The organism is Humibacter ginsenosidimutans (assembly GCF_007859675.1).
GTDB lineage: Bacteria > Actinomycetota > Actinomycetes > Actinomycetales > Microbacteriaceae > Humibacter > Humibacter ginsenosidimutans.
The window spans coordinates 999811-1017923 of record NZ_CP042305.1 but is presented as its reverse complement, the minus strand read 5'-3'; the positions used below and the strand labels follow the sequence as shown (position 1 = coordinate 1017923).

At 64.9% G+C, this 18113-nt stretch carries 19 protein-coding genes and 1 pseudogene; 15 read left to right on the top strand and 5 right to left on the bottom strand.

The window, feature by feature from the left end; genetic code table 11:
* Positions 1–99: 99 nt before the first annotated feature.
* The 9 genes from FPZ11_RS04835 (at position 100) to FPZ11_RS20060 (ending at position 10298) form a co-directional block, all read left to right on the top strand.
* A complete protein-coding gene (locus FPZ11_RS04835; protein ID WP_168203735.1) occupies positions 100–1323 on the top strand; it encodes an ABC transporter substrate-binding protein in 1224 nt (407 codons plus the stop codon).
* A 3-nt stretch (positions 1324–1326) separates the two neighbouring features.
* A complete protein-coding gene (locus FPZ11_RS04830; protein WP_146318847.1) occupies positions 1327–2271 on the top strand; it encodes a carbohydrate ABC transporter permease in 945 nt (314 codons plus the stop codon).
* The gene (locus tag FPZ11_RS04825; RefSeq protein WP_246846532.1) at positions 2268–3116 is read left to right on the top strand and encodes a carbohydrate ABC transporter permease; all 849 of its coding nucleotides are present in this window, start codon (positions 2268–2270) and stop codon (positions 3114–3116) included. Before FPZ11_RS04830 ends, FPZ11_RS04825 begins: the two co-directional genes overlap by 4 nt.
* Positions 3117–3207: 91 nt before the next feature.
* Positions 3208–4758 carry a UxaA family hydrolase gene (locus FPZ11_RS04820; RefSeq protein ID WP_146318844.1) on the top strand — a complete coding sequence of 517 codons (1551 nt, stop codon included), beginning with the start codon at positions 3208–3210 and terminating at the stop codon, positions 4756–4758.
* Between the two features lie 98 nt (positions 4759–4856).
* The gene (locus FPZ11_RS04815) at positions 4857–6362 is read left to right on the top strand and encodes a mannitol dehydrogenase family protein (protein WP_246846531.1); all 1506 of its coding nucleotides are present in this window, start codon (positions 4857–4859) and stop codon (positions 6360–6362) included.
* Positions 6359–7633 carry a 6-phospho-beta-glucosidase gene (locus FPZ11_RS04810; protein WP_146318842.1) on the top strand — a complete coding sequence of 425 codons (1275 nt, stop codon included), beginning with the start codon at positions 6359–6361 and terminating at the stop codon, positions 7631–7633. The genes FPZ11_RS04815 and FPZ11_RS04810 overlap by 4 nt, the downstream gene beginning before the upstream one ends.
* Positions 7630–8643: an N-acetylglucosamine kinase gene (locus FPZ11_RS04805; RefSeq protein ID WP_246846530.1), complete on the top strand. Its 1014-nt coding sequence runs from the start codon at positions 7630–7632 to the stop codon at positions 8641–8643. The genes FPZ11_RS04810 and FPZ11_RS04805 overlap by 4 nt, the downstream gene beginning before the upstream one ends.
* A gap of 14 nt (positions 8644–8657) precedes the next feature.
* Positions 8658–9299, top strand: a complete 642-nt coding sequence (locus FPZ11_RS04800) for an SGNH/GDSL hydrolase family protein (protein ID WP_168203734.1) — start codon at positions 8658–8660, stop codon at positions 9297–9299.
* A gap of 333 nt (positions 9300–9632) precedes the next feature.
* On the top strand, positions 9633–10298 hold the full coding sequence (locus FPZ11_RS20060; RefSeq protein ID WP_146318838.1) for an alpha/beta hydrolase: 666 nt from the start codon (positions 9633–9635) through the stop codon (positions 10296–10298).
* 1052 nt (positions 10299–11350) lie between these two features.
* On the opposite strand, the gene FPZ11_RS04790 is transcribed toward FPZ11_RS20060, so the two are convergent.
* The 3 genes and pseudogenes from FPZ11_RS04790 to FPZ11_RS20230 all read right to left on the bottom strand — a co-directional run.
* Positions 11351–12145: a sulfite exporter TauE/SafE family protein gene (locus FPZ11_RS04790; protein WP_146318836.1), complete on the bottom strand. Its 795-nt coding sequence runs from the start codon at positions 12143–12145 to the stop codon at positions 11351–11353.
* Between the two features lie 94 nt (positions 12146–12239).
* Positions 12240–12521, bottom strand: coding sequence for an oxidoreductase dimerization domain-containing protein (locus FPZ11_RS19430; RefSeq protein WP_210415954.1), 282 nt, complete (start codon positions 12519–12521; stop codon positions 12240–12242).
* Positions 12522–12606: 85 nt separating this feature from the next.
* Positions 12607–12768: pseudogene (locus tag FPZ11_RS20230) on the bottom strand (FAD-dependent oxidoreductase); the annotation flags it as partial.
* A 265-nt stretch (positions 12769–13033) separates the two neighbouring features.
* On the opposite strand from FPZ11_RS20230, the gene FPZ11_RS20445 reads away from it, so the two are divergent.
* The 4 genes from FPZ11_RS20445 to FPZ11_RS04765 all read left to right on the top strand — a co-directional run bounded on the left by FPZ11_RS20445 (position 13034) and on the right by FPZ11_RS04765 (position 14701).
* Positions 13034–13288 (top strand): DUF8730 family Cys-rich protein, encoded by a 255-nt coding sequence (locus FPZ11_RS20445; RefSeq protein WP_146318833.1) that lies wholly within the window; start codon positions 13034–13036, stop codon positions 13286–13288.
* A complete protein-coding gene (locus tag FPZ11_RS04775; RefSeq protein ID WP_146318831.1) occupies positions 13285–13929 on the top strand; it encodes a class I SAM-dependent methyltransferase in 645 nt (214 codons plus the stop codon). The genes FPZ11_RS20445 and FPZ11_RS04775 overlap by 4 nt, the downstream gene beginning before the upstream one ends.
* 77 nt (positions 13930–14006) lie before the next feature.
* Entirely contained in the window at positions 14007–14345 is a 339-nt protein-coding gene (locus FPZ11_RS04770; protein WP_146318829.1) for a DsrE family protein, read from the top strand.
* An 86-nt stretch (positions 14346–14431) separates the two neighbouring features.
* Entirely contained in the window at positions 14432–14701 is a 270-nt protein-coding gene (locus FPZ11_RS04765; protein WP_146318827.1) for a metal-sensitive transcriptional regulator, read from the top strand.
* A 258-nt stretch (positions 14702–14959) separates the two neighbouring features.
* On the opposite strand, the gene FPZ11_RS04760 is transcribed toward FPZ11_RS04765, so the two are convergent.
* On the bottom strand, positions 14960–16405 hold the full coding sequence (locus tag FPZ11_RS04760) for an MBL fold metallo-hydrolase (protein ID WP_146318825.1): 1446 nt from the start codon (positions 16403–16405) through the stop codon (positions 14960–14962).
* 70 nt (positions 16406–16475) lie between these two features.
* Positions 16476–16661 (bottom strand): DUF8730 family Cys-rich protein, encoded by a 186-nt coding sequence (locus FPZ11_RS19690; RefSeq protein WP_146322702.1) that lies wholly within the window; start codon positions 16659–16661, stop codon positions 16476–16478.
* Positions 16662–16876: 215 nt separating this feature from the next.
* On the opposite strand from FPZ11_RS19690, the gene trxA reads away from it, so the two are divergent.
* Together trxA and FPZ11_RS04745 are read left to right on the top strand one after the other, a co-directional pair.
* Positions 16877–17248 carry a thioredoxin gene (gene trxA / locus FPZ11_RS04750; RefSeq protein ID WP_146318823.1) on the top strand — a complete coding sequence of 124 codons (372 nt, stop codon included), beginning with the start codon at positions 16877–16879 and terminating at the stop codon, positions 17246–17248.
* Positions 17245–17637, top strand: a complete 393-nt coding sequence (locus FPZ11_RS04745) for a DUF302 domain-containing protein (RefSeq protein ID WP_146318821.1) — start codon at positions 17245–17247, stop codon at positions 17635–17637. The genes trxA and FPZ11_RS04745 overlap by 4 nt, the downstream gene beginning before the upstream one ends.
* Positions 17638–18113 lie beyond the last annotated feature (476 nt).

Here is an 18113-nt window from a genome sequence, read left to right as displayed (position 1 = left end):
GAGCACGCGACGACGTGCCGGGCACACCCCGTCCTCCGTTGCGAGCGGTGGTGCCCGATGAGGTCGCCGTCGTTGTCTCGTGCCGCGCGGTTGGCGGTCGTGGCCGGTGCGGCGGCACTCTTGCTGTCGGCCTGCACCGCCGGGAACACATCGAAGGGATCCGGTTCCGACGTGTCCGGCACGATCACGTACGCGTTCTGGAACAGCAGCCAAAAGCCGGCGATTCAGAAGGAGGTGGCCGCCTTCGAGAAGAAGTACCCCAAGGTGAAGGTCACGCTGGACCTAACGCCGTTTGGTTCGTATTTCACCAAGCTGCAGACGCAGGGCCAGAGCGGTGCGCTTCCGGATGTCTTCTGGATGAACAACGACGACCTCGCTCTTTACGCGTCCAACGGCCTTCTCGCACAAACGCCGTCTTCGATCGATCTGAGCCGGTACTCCAGTTCTGCCGTGGACAGCTACAAGTACGACGGGAAACTGTACGGCGTGCCCTCGTTCCAGGCGGGTCTCGGGGTCTGGTACAACAAGGCCATCCTCAAGGAGGCAGGGGTCAGCGCCCCGACGGCGAACTGGACGTGGGCGGACTTCCAGCGCGACGCGAAGGCGGTCAGCGATGCCCTGAAATCGAAGGGGATCTTCGGCGAGGCAACCGATCTCTCGGACGGCAACGCGACGTACTATCCCACCATTTTGCAGGCGGGTGGTTATGTGGTGTCCGGCAACGGGAAGAAGGCCGGTTACGACACGTCCGCCGGTGAGAGCGGGCTGCAGTTCTGGCGCGATCTGATCGCCAATGGCTCCAGCCCGAGCCTGCAGCAGCTGGCCGATACTGCGGACATCGACTACTTCACCAGCGGAAAGTCGGCGTTCTTCTGGGGGATCAGTAGTTACGCCGACACCATGGCGTCCTCGAAGATCGCTTCCGACATCGCAGTGGCGCCTTTGCCTCAGGGGAAGATCGCCGCGAACATCGTCAACGCCAACGCGAACGAGATGTCCGCCAAGAGCAAGAATCCCGCGGCGGCGAAGGCGTTCCTGGCCTTCCTGGCGGGATCGCAGGCGCAGACGATCCTGGCCTCGGTCACCTGGCCCGCGCTGTCGGGTGAGCCGCAGACCGTGTGGAAGAAGCGGTACCCGTTCGACATGCAGGTGTTCGTGGACGCGGAGAAGATCTCCAAGCAGCCCTATCCGAACCTGACCACCACGGCGCAGTGGCAGCAGGCGGAGCAGGCGCTCATGCCGTCCCTGCTGTCTGGTACGACGCCGGTCGACACCGCCGCGAAACAGATCACGGCCAAAGTCGACGACATCCTGGCGAAGTAGACGATGGCCAGTATCATCGAGACGGGTGCCGCCGGGGAGATCACTCTTCCGGCGGCGCCCCGCCGCCGGAAGCGGAAGCTTTCCACCGACGGGTGGTGGCCGTGGGCGTTCGTGCTGCCGTCGTTCGTCGGCATCGTCATCTTCGCCGTCTGGCCCATCCTTCGCACGATCTATATGAGCTTCACCGAGGCCGGGCCGTTCGGTGGTGAGCACTGGGTGGGGCTTGCGAACTACATCACGATGTTGACCGATCCGAATGTTGGATGGGCGATCCTCAACAGCCTGGAGTTTACCGGGATCGGGCTGCTCGGAATCCCGATCTCGATGGTGCTCGCGAGTATCATCGGCCGACCGGGGTTCCGTCTTGCTCGGTTCTATCGCGTGTTGTTCTTTTTGCCGTTCATCGCGATGCCGGTAGCGATCACCTTGGTGTGGCGGATGATCTTTAACGGCAACTTCGGCATCGTCAACCAGGCGCTCGCCCTCGTCGGGATCAAGGGACCTTATTGGCTTTCGACGCCGGGGGTTCTCATCGTGGTCATTTCGTTGATCGGGGTATGGGGCGGCATCGGTTTCAACATGATCGTGCTCAGCGCAGGGCTGAAGAGCATTCCAGCTGACTATTACGAGGCGGCGGAACTAGACGGGGCATCTAAACCGCGGCAGTTCTTCTCGATCACCGTCCCATTGGTGAGCCCGACGGTCTTCTTCCTCGTGGTTATGCAGATCATCGGCGGGTTTCAGGTGTTCACCGCGCTGTACGTGATGATGGGCAACAACAACCCCCAGATGGCCAAGAGCCAGACTCTCGTCTACCTGTTTTACAACCAGGGTTTCACCCTGAACCACGTGGGGTACGCGGCGTCGATCGCGGTGCTGATCCTGGTCATCATCGGCGTCATCACCGCAGCTCAGTTCGTCCTTCAGAAGAAGTGGGTGTTTCAGTGACCTCTACCACCATCCGTGTCAGGAACGGGCGAACCCGCGGAACCAACACCCTGCTGGCCCATCTGACTGTGGCGTTTTTCGGGCTTCTGATGGCCTTCCCCTTCGCCTGGCAGCTCATTATGTCGCTGTCGACGAATGCTGAGGTCACCGGCGTGCCGCCCACGCTGTGGCCGAGTTCGCTCCAGTGGGTCAACTATGCCGACGCGCTGAGCAAGATCCCGTTCTTCCAGCAGATCTGGGTCACCGTTCAGGTGGCCATCGTCACGAATATCGCCCATGTCGTCTTCTGCACGATGGCTGGTTACGCGTTCGCACGGATGCGGTTTCCGGGCAACAGGCTGATCTTCGGAATCTTCCTCGCGGTCTTGATGATTCCCGGTCAGGTGTTCATCCTCCCCGTCTATCAGATCATCCAGGGCTTGCAACTCTTGAACACCGTCGCGGGCATCGTGCTGCCGGGGCTCATCAGCGCGTTCGGGACCTTCATGATGCGACAGTTCTTCCGTGGGCTGCCGGTGGAGCTGGAGGAGGCTGCGCGCCTTGATGGGGCGAACTCGTTCCAGATCTTCCGGCGGATCATGCTGCCCCTGGCCATGCCCGGGATCAGCGCGCTCGTGGTCCTTGGCATTCTCGACTCCTGGAACGATCTCCTGTGGCCCCTGATCGTCGCGACGGGCAGCAACAACATGCCCATCTCCGTCGGGTTGGCCACCCTTCAAGGCGATGTCTCGACCGACTACGTGACGATGATGGCCGCCAGCTTCCTCGCGATGGCGCCGATCCTGATCCTCTTCATCTTCATGCAGCGGCGGGTGATCGAAGGGATCTCGTTCGCCTCGAAATGACCGCCACCTCGATGACCAGGTCGAGCCCGGTGATGGCTCGACCACGACCGCTTCCTCGTTTCCTCAAACGAGACGACCTCGATGGATAACAATGACCTCAACACCGCTGCGCTCAGTCGCGATTCAGATGGCACAGGACGATGACGTCGCGGTCGCGCTCCGTGGCCTCGACGCTGGCCTGGTGATCGACCTCGGGAAGGGCCGTGGGACGATCACCGTCACCGCGAACATCCCTCGTGGCCACAAACTCGCCTTGACCCGTGTGCCGGTCGGCGCGCCTGTCTCCAAGTACGGCCAGTCGATCGGTCGAGCCACATCCGAGATCCACCCCGGTGACCATGTCCACAGCCACAACCTCGGCATGGACGACTCCGAACACGAGCACGGCAAGGAGAGGCTCCGAGCCCGGCAGGAACCCGGTCCGCCGGTGGGTCCGATTCCCACCTTCGCTGGCTATCGGCGTGCCAACGGCACGGTCGGCACCCGGAACTACATCGGGGTGCTGACCTCCGTCAACTGCTCCGCAACGGCTGCCCTCATGATTGCCGAGGCGTTCAAGTACCAGGCGTTGACGGAGTATCCGAATGTCGACGGCGTGATGGCCTTGACGCACCAAAGCGGCTGTGGACTGATCACGGGCAGCGAGGGTGCGGAAACACTCCTGCGCACCCTGCGAGGGTATGCCAGGCATCCGAACTTCGGCGGGCTTGTCGTGCTCGGACTGGGCTGCGAGATGGTCGCAGTCGAATCCTTGGTCGACGATGGCACGATCCCTGCGGACACCATTGTCTCCAGCCTGACGATCCAGGCCGCGGGCGGAGTCCGGGCCGCCGTCGCCGAGGGTATCGCACGGGTAAAGGAGATGCTCCCCGCTCTCGACGCACGCCGGCGTGAGGACACTCCGGTCTCGGAGCTCGTCCTCGGGCTCAATTGCGGAGGCTCCGACGGGTTCTCCGGAGTCTCCGCCAACCCCGCACTAGGCGTCGCCTCGGACCGTCTCGTGTCCTGCGGCGGGACATCGATCCTTGCCGAGACTCCCGAGATCTTCGGCGCCGAGCATCTGCTCACCTACCGAGCGGCCGATCCCGACGTCGCCCGGCGGCTTCTCTCCCGACTGCAGTGGTGGCAGCGCTATGCGGCCCAAGGCGGGGGAAGCCTAGACAACAACCCGTCCCCCGGAAACAAGGACGGCGGGTTGACCACGATCCTCGAAAAGTCCCTGGGGGCAGTCGCCAAGGGTGGGCAGGCCGAGCTGTCGGCAGTCTACGAATACGCCGATCCGGTGACCTCACGCGGCCTGGTATTCATGGACACACCGGGATACGACCCCGTCTCGGTCACTGGCATCATCGCGGGCGGGGCGACCGTGATCTGCTTCACCACGGGCCGAGGGTCAGTTTTTGGCTCAAAGCCTGCCCCGTCGATCAAGATCGCCACGAACACCGAGCTCTTTCAGCGGATGGGCGACGACATCGACGTCAACGCGGGCAGTATCGTCGACGGCAGCGCCTCGCTCGATGACGTCGGGAACGAGATCTTCGAGCTCATCATCCGAGTCGCTTCGGGGCAGCGAACGGCAAGCGAGGATCTCGGGATCGGCGACCAGGAGTTCGTTCCGTGGACGTTCGGAACGGTCACGTGATCCCGCGCCTCTCCCTCGAGCACCTCGACGCGTTGGTATCAGCGCCGCCTACGGTGCGACCGCCCCTCGTGGACCCGAGGCGTCTGTCGATTGGGATCGTGCATCTCGGTGCAGGAGCATTCCAACGCGCACACCAGGCCCTCTACACGGAGGAGGCCATAGCTATCAGCGGGGAGACCGACTGGGGCATCCTGGCCGTGACCGGTCGCAGCGACCGCGTCCTGCATGACCTCGGCCCGCAGGACGGGCTCTACGGCATCCTGGAACGGCGTGCGGACGACAACCGACTGTCCGTAGTCGGCGCGATCCGAGCGGTGGCGTCGCCGACCACCAGCTCGCTTCAGATCGCACGGGTCATCGCGAAGCCCACGACGCGAATCATCACGATGACCGTCACGGAGAAGGGATACGCCGGTGCCGCGCACGGCACGGTCGACCTCACGCTCCCAACGATCGAGCACGACATTCGGGTGATCCTCGACGAACTAGCGGGGCGGAGCACGGACGCGCCGTCGAGAACGGCGCCGGGACTGCTGTTGCGCGGCCTGTTCCACCGGTTCTCGACGACCGCATTACCGATCACCGTGCTCTCCTGCGACAACCTCGGCGACAACGGCGCCGTCACGCGGCGCATGCTGCGTTCGCTCATCTCGGAAGCCCATGACGAGGCGGCGCGCCGTGACCTCGCGGGCGCGGCCGATCGGGTCGCGCGGTTCCAGGAGTGGATCGCCTCATCCGTGCGCTTCCCGTCAACGATGGTGGACCGCATCGTTCCCGCGACGAGCCGGGAGGACCGGGAGATCGCCGAGCGGCTCGTCGGGATGCGCGATGACGCCCTCGTCGTGGCGGAACCGTTCCGACAGTGGATCATCGAGGACGATTTCGCAGGCCCCCGCCCGGCCTGGGAGGCCGTGGGCGTGACGATGACAACGTGCGTGGCGCCATACGAGCGAGCCAAGTTGCGCATCCTCAACGCCGTCCATTCGGTGCTGGCATATCTCGGCGCGCTTCGAGGATACGCGACCATTCGCGATGCCGTCGCCGACCCCCTGCTGGTGAGCGCAGTCACGCGCATGGTCGATGCCGACATCATCCCGACCCTGGTCGCGCCGCCCGGCATGGAGTTGGCGCGGTATCGCGACAGTGTGCTGAAGCGCTTCGCGAATCCGGCGTTGGCCCACACCACCCAGCAGATCGCGATGGACGGCTCGCAGAAGATTCCGCAACGGCTGCTCGAGACCGCAGTGGACCGGGTGCGCAGCGGCGACATCCCACGCGAGCTCGCATTCGGCGTGGCGGCCTGGATAGTCTTCATCGCCTCGACGTCCGATCGAGATGGCCCCGCTCTGCGGGACCCCTTGGCAGAGGAACTACAACGAGCCATCGGCAGCTCGGCCTCGCTGCGCGGCGACCCGCGGGCCGCGGCCGATCGTCTCGTTCGGAACGCCGCGATCTTCCCGGAGACGTTGAGAGCCAGCGCACCATTTCGCGAGGCTGTGGCCGAACGGATCCCGGACGTAATGGCCCTTCGTGCCGAACCGTCTGACTCATCCTGGACGGCTTCTCGCGAACGACCGCAGTCGAAAGGAGAACAAGGACAGTGAAGCTTGCCATCATCGGGGGCGGCTCGACCTACACACCAGAACTGGTGGACGGGTTCGCCCGGCTCCGCGACAGACTTCCGATCAGCGAGCTGTGGCTGGTCGACCCGGACCCTGAACGTCGTCGTCTGGTCGGCGGAGTGGCCAAGCGGATGTTCGCGCACGCCGGCCATCCCGGGATAATACATGTCACAGACGATCTGATCGCGGGCATCGCCGACGCGGATGCCGTCATGCTGCAACTCCGCATCGGTGGTCAGCGTACCCGGCAATCGGATGAGACCTGGCCCCACGAGCTCCACTGCATCGGTCAGGAGACCACCGGCCCCGGGGGTCTTGCGAAAGCGCTCCGCACGGTTCCCGTCGTTCTTGACATCGCGGAGAAGGTCCGACGCCATGCGCGACCCGACGCCTGGATCGTGGACTTCACGAATCCGGTCGGGATCGTCACTCGAGCCCTGTTGGCTGCGGGCCACCGTGCCGTAGGGCTGTGCAACGTGGCCATCGGGAACCAACGGAGGTTTGCAGCCCAGTTCGGAGTCGCCCCCGACAGGATCCGCCTCGACCACGTCGGACTCAACCACCTGACATGGGAGCTCGGCGTGCACGTCACCGGGGACGACGGCGTCGAACGCGACGTCCTCGGCGAACTGATCGGCCCACAGCTGGACGAGACCGCACGTCAGATCGGCATAGATGCGCGCGTCCTGAGCCTGCAGCACGCGATCCCATCGCCTTACCTGCGGTACTACTACGCGCACGACGCGATGCTCGACGAGCAGTTGCACGAGCCGACTCGGGCCGAGACCGTGATGGCGACCGAACGGGCACTACTCGAGAAGTATGCGGATGAGACGGTGGTGACGAAGCCCGCCGAGCTCGCCGATCGCGGAGGAGCCTACTATTCCGACGCTGCGATCAACGTGCTGTCCTCCGTGTTCGGCGACCGAGGCGACGTCCAGGTGCTTAACGTATTCAACCGCGGCACCCTTCCCTTCCTCCCCGACGACCACGTCATCGAGGTTCCGGCCCGCGTCACGGCGGCGTCGATCATCCCGGATCGTGTGGTGCCCGTCCCCTCCGACCTGGCGGGCTTGATCTCCCACGTCGCCGCATACGAGCGGCTGGCGCTCGACGCGGCCATACACGGTGGACGGGATCGCGTGACGCACGCCCTGCTCGCCCATCCGCTGGTCGGACAAATCGATCGGGCCGCACGGTTAGCCGACTTGCTCATCGCTCACAACGCGGACCACTTGTGGTGGACGGCGTGAACCGGTCGCGTCCGGACCTGACCGGAGGCGACGCCGTTCTCGCCGTCGACGGGGGCGGGACCAAGACCGACATGGTCCTCCTCGGAATCGACGGGAGACTTCTCGGCCACGTCAGAGGGCCGGGGTCGAACCCGCACGTTCTCGGCTGGGAGGCGACCGAACGCCTGCTGACTGCGCTGCGCACGGAGCTGCTCGAACGCGCCCCCGGCCGGCGCCTCATCGCGACGCACGCCTACCTCGCCGGACTCGACCTGCCCGAGGACATCGTACGCGGCCACCGCGCTCTGGCCGACTGGAAAGACGAGGGTGGAGCGCCGAATGTTATCGACAACGACATGTTCGCCCTGCTTCGCGCGGGAACGAGCGAGCGTGACGCGGTCGCCGTCGTGTGCGGCACGGGCATCAATGCTGTCGGCGTGCGCTCGGACGGTGCGACAGTCAGGTTCCCTGCGCTGGGGGAGATCTCCGGTGATTGGGGCGGAGGTGCTCAGCTGGGCGCAGAAGCGCTGTGGCATGCCGCACGTGCCGAGGACGGCAGAGGACCGAGAACACTGCTGGCCGAAACCGTTCCAGAGGCTCTCGGCTTCCTCAACGTCGGTGAGATCATCGAGGCATTGCATTTCGGGCAGATCGACGCCGACGACACGCGCAACCGACTGTGCCGCGTGCTCTTCGACACGGCCGCGCGGGCCGACCCAGTCTCAAAGCGTCTTGTCGTGCGTCAAGCAGAGGAGATCGTCGTGCTGGTGACGACCACGATCGACCGGCTCGGACTCCACGATCAGACGGTTCCGATCGTGCTCGGAGGAGGGGTGCTTGCCGCCCGCCCGCCGCTGCTAGTGGACGGGGTTCTGGCTCGGCTCGGCTCGTCTGCGCCGTCGGCGCGCCCGCTCTGGGTCACGGCACCGCCCGTCCTGGGTGCTGGGCTCGCAGCGCTGGATGCGGTGGGCGCCGACGACGCCGCACTCCGGCGATGCGCGTCTGCGATCGAGAGTCGGCACGCGGCATGACAGGAGACAGAGCGATGGAGTCCGACGGTACGGGCACGATCGTGTTCGCCGGTGACAGCATCACAGAGGCCGAGCGGGACAACTCCCCGGGGAGTCTGGGCCGCGGTTACGTCCGGATGGTCGCCAACGAGCTGCCCGGCATGCGGGTCGTCAATGTTGGAGTCGGCGGCCGTCGAGCACGTAACGTCCGCCAACACTGGGACGCTGAGATCCTGGATCAGACGCCGGTACTGGCCAGCGTTCTCATCGGGGTCAACGACACCAGACACCGATACACCCAACACGAGACGACCTCGGCCCCCTCATACCGCTCCGACCTCGATGCCATCGTCCGGATGTCCCTGTCACGCAATGTCGAGATCGTCATCATGGAGCACTTCATCCTTCCCCTCTCTGACGAGATCGCGCGATGGCGAGCCGAGGACCTCGAGGAGAAGATCGAGGTCGCGCGTGCTGTCGCACGCGAGCACAATGTCCTCTTCGTCCCGCTCGACGATGCGTTGCGCCGGGAAGCGACCGTCGAGGGGACTGAGTCGGTCGCTCCTGATGGCATTCATCCGACCGAGCGCGGTCACCGCCTGATAGCAGAACGCTGGCTGGAAGTCGTGCTACCACGACTGAAGAAGGAGTTGTCCATGAACCAGAAGAACCGATGATCGATAGAGCCAGAGTGCTGAAGACCGGAGCTGTGGGAACCGACGCCTGCAGCCGGCTGGCGTGGGACGACGCCCTCGCGACCATGCCCGCGCGTGTCGACTCAGCGGCTGATGCCACAGAGGTGAGCCGCGCGCCGACGATGGACTACTTTCGAGATCGGGTCGCCGTTGCTGCAGATCATCCAGACAGTTCGTCTCGATAGGGCGAAATGCCGTGTTCCTGACAACGTTGGACTACGTGCACGCTCCGATCAAGATCGATCTGAACCCTTGGGGCGTTGTCATCTATACGAAGAATCCGCTTGCCACTGAGCGGGCGGGGGGCCGAACAGCATGAACACATCTCACTTCATCGTGCTTCCCGGTGGGGGCTACGCGGTTCATGGCGTCCATGAGGCTGAGCCTGTCGCCGGATGGATCAGGTCACTCGGGATCGAGGCGAGCGTGTTCCGTTACCCGGTACAGACACGGCATCCGGAGGTACTCCAGGCAGTACGAGGAGAGATCCGACGGATCCGGTCGCTGGGAGCGGAACGTGTGGGCTTAGTCGGATTTTCGGCCGGTGGCCATGCTGCTGGGATGGCAGCTTTGTGCCCGGAGGATGACTCGACCCGCGTCGATACAGTAATTCTTGGCTATCCCGTGGTTTCGATGGAGTTATACAGACACCCTGGGTCGAGTCGACGTCTGATCGGAGCCGATCCGAGCCCTGAGCTGTCTGCGACCACGTCACTGAATCGGCTGGTCACAAAGGACGCCCCACCCTTCTTCATTTGGCACACCGCCGACGACGAATCTGTCGCAGTACAACACAGCTATCTTCTAGGCTGCGCGCTGGCAACGCACAGCGTGCCTCACGAGCTACACGTCTTTCAGCACGGGCCGCACGGACTTGGTCTTGCACTCGACGATTCTGGTGTCTCGGTCTGGACCGGGCTCGCGGTCGAATGGCTTCGCCAGCACAGATGGATCCCATATTCGACCGCGCTACAGTCCTGACAGCAACTGACTAGGCCAACCTGCTGGCGGTCTACATGGACGCCTTCGCCGGCCGGGACGGTGAAACGGTCGTATGTCGACCGTGAATACGCCGGCGACGAGCACCCCGGCATTACGGTCGTGGTCAAGAAGAGCCAACGGCTCCCTTCTGTTGCGGCCGGGTAGTGGGTTCGGTCGGACGGTTCGGCTCGTCGGGGGCCATCGACTGGTTCCTTCTGGGTCTGCGCCGCAGGGGCTTCATTGCTGCTGCTGGGTCAATGCCGGTGCGATCAGTGCGCTGGCCACAAGCGCCGTGCAGACGGGGCCGGTGTTCCACGACGCGGATATGGGTGCACTGTCCGAGTGGTGGTTAGAGACTTGCGAACCCGGCGACTTCAAGCCGAGATGGCAGTTCGTTGACCGACCCCTTTTCCTATTTTGAAGTTGGCCCGCGAATCTAGCTACCGTGTGGCTACCCAACCGGTGAGCCACCTGTCACCCGGAGCGGACACACTTCCCGCGTTGGAGCGACTGCTGAGGGCCGTCAAAATAGCTACTAGGCGAGTAACTAAGTCGTAGGTGAGAAGCAGGACGCTGCCGACGATGGGCGATCCGACCGGCAGATGCTGAGGGGCTGTGCGCCGAGCAGCAGCATGTCGCCGACGAGTAAGGCTGGCGTGGTCGTGATACCGGGCTCGTACCCCTGGGTGCGATCGGCTTCGATCTCCTTCAGCAGAGCCGGATCGTTCGTCTCGGACTCGAAGCGCGCCATGTCCGGTACTCCGGCCTGCTGCGCGAACTGGATCAGGCGGACGCATCAGGTTGGTATGGCCGCAGGCGGAACGGCAACGTGTGCGGCGTCGTGCAACTGCCAGAACCGGTCCTGCTCTCGACGGCCTGCGTGACCGCTGTGTTCACTGGTTGCTGGCTGTGCACCGGCATGTCTCGCTACTCGATCCGCAGCTTCCCGGTGTCGACGTAGTCTTTGACCAGCGCAGACTGGTTCTCCGGTACGGACGTGTCCCAGAACGGGCAGCAGAAGTTGTCCTACTCGATTATCACGAACGGAGTGTTTATGCGGTGAGCGCGAGGACGCTGCGGGTGGCGATGTAGATCGCGACGGCGATGAGGAGGAACACGAGGGAGCGGGTGAGCCATTTCCCGGATGCCTTGCCGGCGAGGAGTTTGCCGCCGAGTGAGGCTGCGATGGCGCCCAGCGTGAAGGGGATCACGATCTTCCAGTCGATGGTGGCGGTGCCGAGGTGCGGCACGAGGGAGACGGCGCAGTTGATCGCGATTACCAGCAGTGAGGTGCCGACCGCGACCGGCATCTCCATCCCGAGGGAGAGCACGAGAGCCGGGACGATCACGAATCCGCCGCCGACGCCGAGGAATCCGGTGAGGAAGCCCACGATCAGGGCGCTGCTCACGACGCGCAATACGACTGCGTGGTTCCACCTGCCGTCCACGCGCAGCGTCGTCGGAGGGGCGGCTTCCTTCCCGTGCTTCGGGCGGGTGCGCGTCCACATCGCGACCGCGGCTATCAGGACGAGGACGGCGAAGGCCAGCAGGAGGAGGTTGGGGTCGATCAGTGCGCTGAGGGCGGAGCCGAGATAGGAGGTGACGATGCCGAGCACCCCGAACACGATGGCGGTGCCCCAGCGGACATGGTGCACCCTAGCGTGGCTGATGGCGGCGACGATCGAGGTGATGCCGACCACGATCAGGCTTTCGGCAACGGCCTGATGCGCGGACTGCCCGAGGACGTAGACGAGTGCGGGTACCGTGAGGATCGACCCGCCGCCGCCGAGGGCGCCGAGACTGAGGCCGATGAGCGCCCCGAGGACGATGGCTAGGAGAATGCTCACGGGGTCTCCCTTCGCTGGTGGGCGCCGTTCGAGGGCGAGCAGGTGCCGGCCACAAGACGGCGTGATGGATACGCGGCCGTATGAAGATCGCGGCTCACGACAGGACGGAGCGGGCGGCCTTGTTGATGCCCTCGGAGACCATCGGGTGGGGGAACGCGGACTCGGTCAGCTGTCTGGCGCCGAGACCGGCGTGCATTGCGAGGGCGAGCGGAGCTGTCAGCTGTGCGGCGTCGAGGCCGGCGAGCTGCGCGCCGAGCAGCCGGCCGGTGTGGCCGTCGAAGACCAGCTTGAGGTATCTCGCCCGCGTGTTGCGCGTACCTGGACTGCTGCACCGCGTCCTTGTGCGCGAGGACCTCGCTCCAGCGCACCGAGTCATCGGCGTCCTCGTCCGGGTCGCACACGCCGATCAGCCGGGCGAGCGGGTCTCTCCGGGCGCGTTGGAAGGCCTGGGCGAACTCTCGGACCGTCTTCGAGGGCACACACCCCTCGGCAAGACAGTCCCCGCCGATATTCCCGATCGGGTCCACCATCAGCACCCGGCGCCCAGCACGTCCCAGCAGGAACGCCCCGGGATACCCCGCTCCGCCCGTACCGATGACCGCCACATCGATGCGTTCCACCATGATCCGCCTCTCCGTCAGTCGACGCTTTCAACGCTGGCGTGGACATCGTCTGCCCGGCCGTGCGCGACCGCGTAGCCGTCGTCTTTTCTCCGCGCCCTGTCGTCTCGCACGGAAAATATACCCCGGTGGGTATTCCTGGTGAGTCGTCGGGATTGTTGACACGATCTGCCGTGTCGTTCGGCTGTTCTGGATTCCCATTAAACCCTGGGGGGTATATGGTGCTTCATGACGAGGGAGCGCCCCGGAGGATGGATACCGCGCTGCGATGTTCTGGCGGTACGACCGTGAAGCACAATCGATCACGACGGGTCCCGAGCGGCTCACTCGCGATCGGACGGATATCCGAATGCGTGAAAGAGCGGAACCAAGGATGTGCACAGCGGTGGCCTGCAGGATGTGCGGCGCGATGACCGGTGCCGGTTGTGGCCGGCACGTCGACCGGGCCATGCGGGGTATTCGGGTCTCGCAGCGGCGCAACGACCATGAGAGCGAGCCCGTCACTGGTCTCTTCGGCCGATGAGCGTCGACCGACGCTGCGTCGCCGAGGTCTCGGAGCAGTGGGAGAAAAGATGTTCGGGCCCGGAGCGGGTGTGGTCGGGCCGTCCGAATCCGGTCTTGACCGACGTTGCCGCGGCGCTGCGGGCGGGGCGTGCCCTGGATGTCGGATGCGGGGAAGGCACCGACGTGCTGTGGCTGGCCGAGCGCGGCTGGAGCGCCGAAGGCGTCGATCTCTCGCCGACTGCCGTCCAGCGGGCTCGGGACGCGGCCAGAGCCCGGGGTCTGCCCGGCGCACGGTTCTTTGTTGGGGGCCTTCTGACGTGGTCTGCAGGTCACACATCTTCCTACGACCTGGTCACAGCGTTCTTCCTGCACGACATCGGAGATGACCGGACGCTCGTGCTGCGCCGCGCAGCTGAGCTGGTCGGCCCCGCCGGACGCTTGCTGGTGGTCTCCCACGTCACCATGCCACCCTGGGCCAAGCACCGTCACGTACCCGACACGACGGAGAGGACGAGCCCAGAGACCGACCGATCGGCGTTGCGGCTGGGCCGGGGATGGGTCACCGACCTCGCCGACATCCGATCTAGCAAGGCGACCGGCCCGAACGGGGAGTACGCCACGCTGCAGGACGGCGTCCTCCTGATGCGTCGCACCGCCTGAGGACACAGGACACGCGTCGCCGGCAGAACAATACGCCGCACACCGCGGCATACGAATCACGCGTAAGGAACACGATCATGATGCAAGACACCCCGCACGGCTCCGTCATTCTCCTGCACGTCTCCGACAGCCCAGAGGATGTCGCTCGTGCCGTTGCCGCATCCTCGTCACTCACCGGGTCCCGTCCCGGTCTACGCGTGCGCATCATCGTCAACGGCGCCGCCCTCGAGGGAGTGACCGAGACCGCCGAATCGGTGACGACGCAGGAGAACACGACGGTCGAGGCCTGCCAGGTCGGCATGCGTCGCCGCGAGATCTCGCCTGACCAGCTCCAGCCCGAGGTGCAGACCGTCGAGTCGGCTCTCACAACCCTCGTCGACGCGCAATTGGCAGGCGCCGTCTACATCAGGATCTGAGCAACCACGTCCTTGACGACACTGAACCACGCGATCGCCGCCGCGATACACCCAGGGGTATTATCAACTCGAGGGAAAGGAAGGCGATGTCTACTACGGTCAGTGCAACGCAGAAGCCCGTTCTCAATCGGTTGCGGCGCGCGCAAGGGCAGTTGAACGCGATCATCTCGGCGATCGAGAACGGCGGCAAGTGTCGTGATGTCGTCATTCAGCTCGCTGCCGTCTCCAGCGCACTGGATAAGGCGGGATTCCAGATCATCTCCACCGCGATGCAGAAGTGCATCGCGGATGAGAACGACGAGTCCGATCCGATGACGGTCGAAGAACTCGAGAAGCTCTTCATGACCCTCGCCTGAGGGCGCGGCAAAGCTCACGAACCAAGCCCGCGCGATGAGCAAGAGGGTCGAGCACCTCGGCATTTGGGGTCTGGGATCGTCATCGACGTCCACGAACCCGACGAGTACGTCGGCGGGCACGTGCCCGGTGCTCGGTTTGTCTGCTCATGCCCAGACGATTTCCCGGCAGCCCGCGGCACCCTCCTGACCGAATGCTCCTGGCCCAAGCCCGGCACCAAATACGTGGGCAGCGGCAATCCTCGACCCTCGTCGTGCTTCCTATGGGGTCGGGGTGTCGCCTGGGATCGGACCGTCGCCGACGGTGGCGACGTTGCCGGGGATGTCGAGCCAGCTGCGGTAGGAGCCGTCGAGTTCGACGATGTCGTATCCTGCCCGGCGTAGGGCGCTGGCTGTGACGCTGTTGCGGACGCCGCTTTGGCAGTAGCTGACGATCGTGCCGTGGGCGGGTAGCTTGTCGAGGTGCCACAGGGCTCGGCCGCCGCTGAGTTGTTCGGCGTGTGGCAGGTGTCCTGCGGTGTATTCCGTCTTGTTGCGTACGTCCAGGAGTAGGGCGTGATCGAAGCTGGGGAGATCCTCCGGTCGCAGCAGCGGGGGCGTCACCAACTCGAGTCCGTCCAGTGAGGTGACGAATCCGGAGACGGTGTCGATGCCCACTCGCAGGAGGTGATCGCGGAATTGTGCGGCTTCGTCCGCGTTGGTCGCGAGCACGACCAGCGGCCGGTGCTCGGTCTCGGGGTCGTACACCCAGGCGCCGTAGCTCGCGGCCTTCGCGACGCCGGGAATGTTCAGCGCACCGGCCACGGTGCCCTCGTGCACACGCGCATGGTGTCGGGTGTCGACGAGGATGACCCGGTCGTCGGCGAGTTCTTCAGCGAGCTGCTCGGAGGTGTGCTCGACGGGTGTCGCCTGCGGGCCGGCGATGGCCGGGCCGAGTTTGTTCTGGATCTTCATCCGGGCGAAGTAGGCATGTGCGTCGGGCTGACCATCGAGCAGCTCCGCGACGAAGCCCTCTTCGTCGCCTTCGTCCAGATATCTGCTCCACCAGGAGAAGGAGCGCTCGTAGCCGACGGTGGTCGCCGGCACGGCGCCCAACGCCTTGCCGCAGGCGCTCCCCGATCCGTGCGCGGGAAGCACCTGCACGTAGTCGGGCAGCGTGAGGAACCGGTCGCGCACACTCGCGTACAGGGCTCGGGCGCCCTCGAAGCGGGTATCGAGACCGCCGGCGGCCTCATCCAGCAGATCCGGGCGCCCGAGGTCGCCGACGAAGACGAAGTCGCCGCTCAGCAGGAAGCCCGGCCCATCCGCCTGGGCCCGGTCCGTGACCAGGAACGACATGTGCTCGGGCGTGTGACCTGGTGTGTGCACCGCCCGGAGGGTGATGTTGCCCAGAGTGATCTCGTGGCCGTCGGACATCCGTACGGCGTCGTCGAAGGCCGGTCCGTAGCTCCAGTCGGGTCCGCCCTCGCCGGAGACGTAGACGGTCGCCCCCGTACGGGCGGCCAGCTCGCGGGTCCCCGACAGGTAGTCGGCATGAATGTGGGTCTCGGTGATCGCCGTGATCGTCATCCCGTGCTGGCGCGCGAGCTCGAGATACGGGTCGAGATCGCGGCGCGGGTCCACCACGATCGCCTCTCCCGTCGCCTGACAGCCGATCACATAGCTCGCCTGGGCGAGATCCTCGTCATAGATGCGTTGCAGCAGCACCAGCGATCACTCCTTGTCTCAACACGTCGTCTCAACACGTCGTCTCAGCACGCGCAGGGGGCCGAGGTGTTCACCGGCCGAACAATCGGGCGAAAAGTCCGCCCTGCGACGACCTCGCCGCCTCGATCTCAGCGGCAGAATGCTTGCCGTCGCACCACTGAGACGCGGGGACGGTTCGCTTCACCTGCTGGATGTGCTGACCGCACCCGGCCCAGGTCGTCTTCCCGCACACTTTGCAGTTCACCGCTCGACACACCATCGACTCCGTCCATCCGAATTATACCCAGGGGGGTATTCGGGAGTATAGCCCATGGGAACTTCGTGCGCCACCGATCGGATCGCCCGGCCGAGGAGTGTCGGGTTTCCTCAGGACCGATCCCGCAGGGTGCCCGATCCGGCAGGATCTGATACGGAGGGGGGTATTATCATCGGGTGCTGAACACGTCCGCCTCGTCCCCCGGAGCATTGAGCATGAACCTTCGCAACCTCACGATCGACACCTTCGAACCCACGATCAGCGCCGGTGGCATCGTCCTGGTCGACTTCTGGGCATCGTGGTGCGGTCCGTGCCGTCAGTTCGCCCCCGTGTTCGAAGCCGCGGCTGGTCGGCACCAAGACATCGTGTTCGCCAAAGTCGATACCGAGGCCGAACAGGCCCTCGCCGCGGCAGCGAACATCTCATCGATCCCCACCCTGATGGCCTTCCGCGACGGCGTCCTCGTCTTCGCCCAACCCGGCGCCCTGTCCGCCGCCGCCCTCGAGCAGGTCGTCACCGCCGTTCGGGAGCTCGACATGGACGACGTCCGTAGCCAACTCACCCACCACACAAGGCAGCCGTCATGAGTTACGCCCTAACCACCACCATCGAGCAGCCGTTCGAACCCACCATCCGCGCGACCCGTGACGCCCTGGCAGAGCAGGGATTCGGGATCCTGACCGAGATCGACCTCGCCGCCACACTGAAGACCAAGATCAACGCCGACATCCCCGCCCAGATCATCCTCGGCGCCTGCCGACCACCGCTGGCCCATGCCGCCCTCCAGGCCGAACCATCGATCGGACTCCTGCTCCCATGCAACGTCGTCGTCCGCTCGCTCGACGCCACCACCACCCTGGTGGAAGCCATCGACCCCGACGTCATGGCAACCCTCACGCAGAACCAGGACCTGGCCGGAGTCGTCGCCGACGCCCGGTCCCGACTCACCGCGGCACTCGCATCCCTCACCGACTAACCACCGCACAGGAGTACACCGGCGCCAAGGTTGCGCCGGTGGCGTCGATGATCGCGAACTTCGCGCCAGGGCGGTGCCTGCTTCGAGATAGTAGTCGTCGGCTTGGAAGCGGTCGGCTTCCAGGCAGTGCCGGGCGGCGCTGTCGCCACCACGGAAACAGGATCACACCGCCCTTCATCCTTAGCAGCACTCCAATCAAGGCACGCTGGGGGAAAAAGAAGATGGTGGGTTGCGGGGCTTCGGCGGGCGATAAGCTCGGGCCCTCGTGATCCACGGGTCGATGCATTCGCGGCGGCCGAGCCGGCCAGACCACTCTTGATTCTTGCTTAGATCAGCCCGTTCTCGTATGCCGTGATGACGAGTTGGACTCGGTCGTCCTCACACTCCGCCTTCGCAAGCCGGCGTAGTGCTTGGAGAATCCGGCGGATCTCTGGTCCTCAGCCGGAGTCCCGCTGAGGCTTCTCGACGTACACACG

Coding starts and splice junctions, on each gene's coding strand:
- FPZ11_RS04800 (WP_168203734.1), top strand. CDS start 8,658: ATGGAGTCCGACGGTACGGGCACGATCGTGTTCGCCGGTGACAGCATC.
- trxA (WP_146318823.1), top strand. CDS start 16,877: ATGAACCTTCGCAACCTCACGATCGACACCTTCGAACCCACGATCAGC.
- FPZ11_RS04745 (WP_146318821.1), top strand. CDS start 17,245: ATGAGTTACGCCCTAACCACCACCATCGAGCAGCCGTTCGAACCCACC.
- FPZ11_RS20445 (WP_146318833.1), top strand. CDS start 13,034: ATGTTCTGGCGGTACGACCGTGAAGCACAATCGATCACGACGGGTCCC.
- FPZ11_RS04770 (WP_146318829.1), top strand. CDS start 14,007: ATGATGCAAGACACCCCGCACGGCTCCGTCATTCTCCTGCACGTCTCC.
- FPZ11_RS04820 (WP_146318844.1), top strand. CDS start 3,208: ATGACCTCAACACCGCTGCGCTCAGTCGCGATTCAGATGGCACAGGAC.
- FPZ11_RS19430 (WP_210415954.1), bottom strand. CDS start 12,521: ATGACTCGGTGCGCTGGAGCGAGGTCCTCGCGCACAAGGACGCGGTGC.
- FPZ11_RS04830 (WP_146318847.1), top strand. CDS start 1,327: ATGGCCAGTATCATCGAGACGGGTGCCGCCGGGGAGATCACTCTTCCG.
- FPZ11_RS04775 (WP_146318831.1), top strand. CDS start 13,285: ATGAGCGTCGACCGACGCTGCGTCGCCGAGGTCTCGGAGCAGTGGGAG.
- FPZ11_RS20060 (WP_146318838.1), top strand. CDS start 9,633: ATGAACACATCTCACTTCATCGTGCTTCCCGGTGGGGGCTACGCGGTT.
- FPZ11_RS04765 (WP_146318827.1), top strand. CDS start 14,432: ATGTCTACTACGGTCAGTGCAACGCAGAAGCCCGTTCTCAATCGGTTG.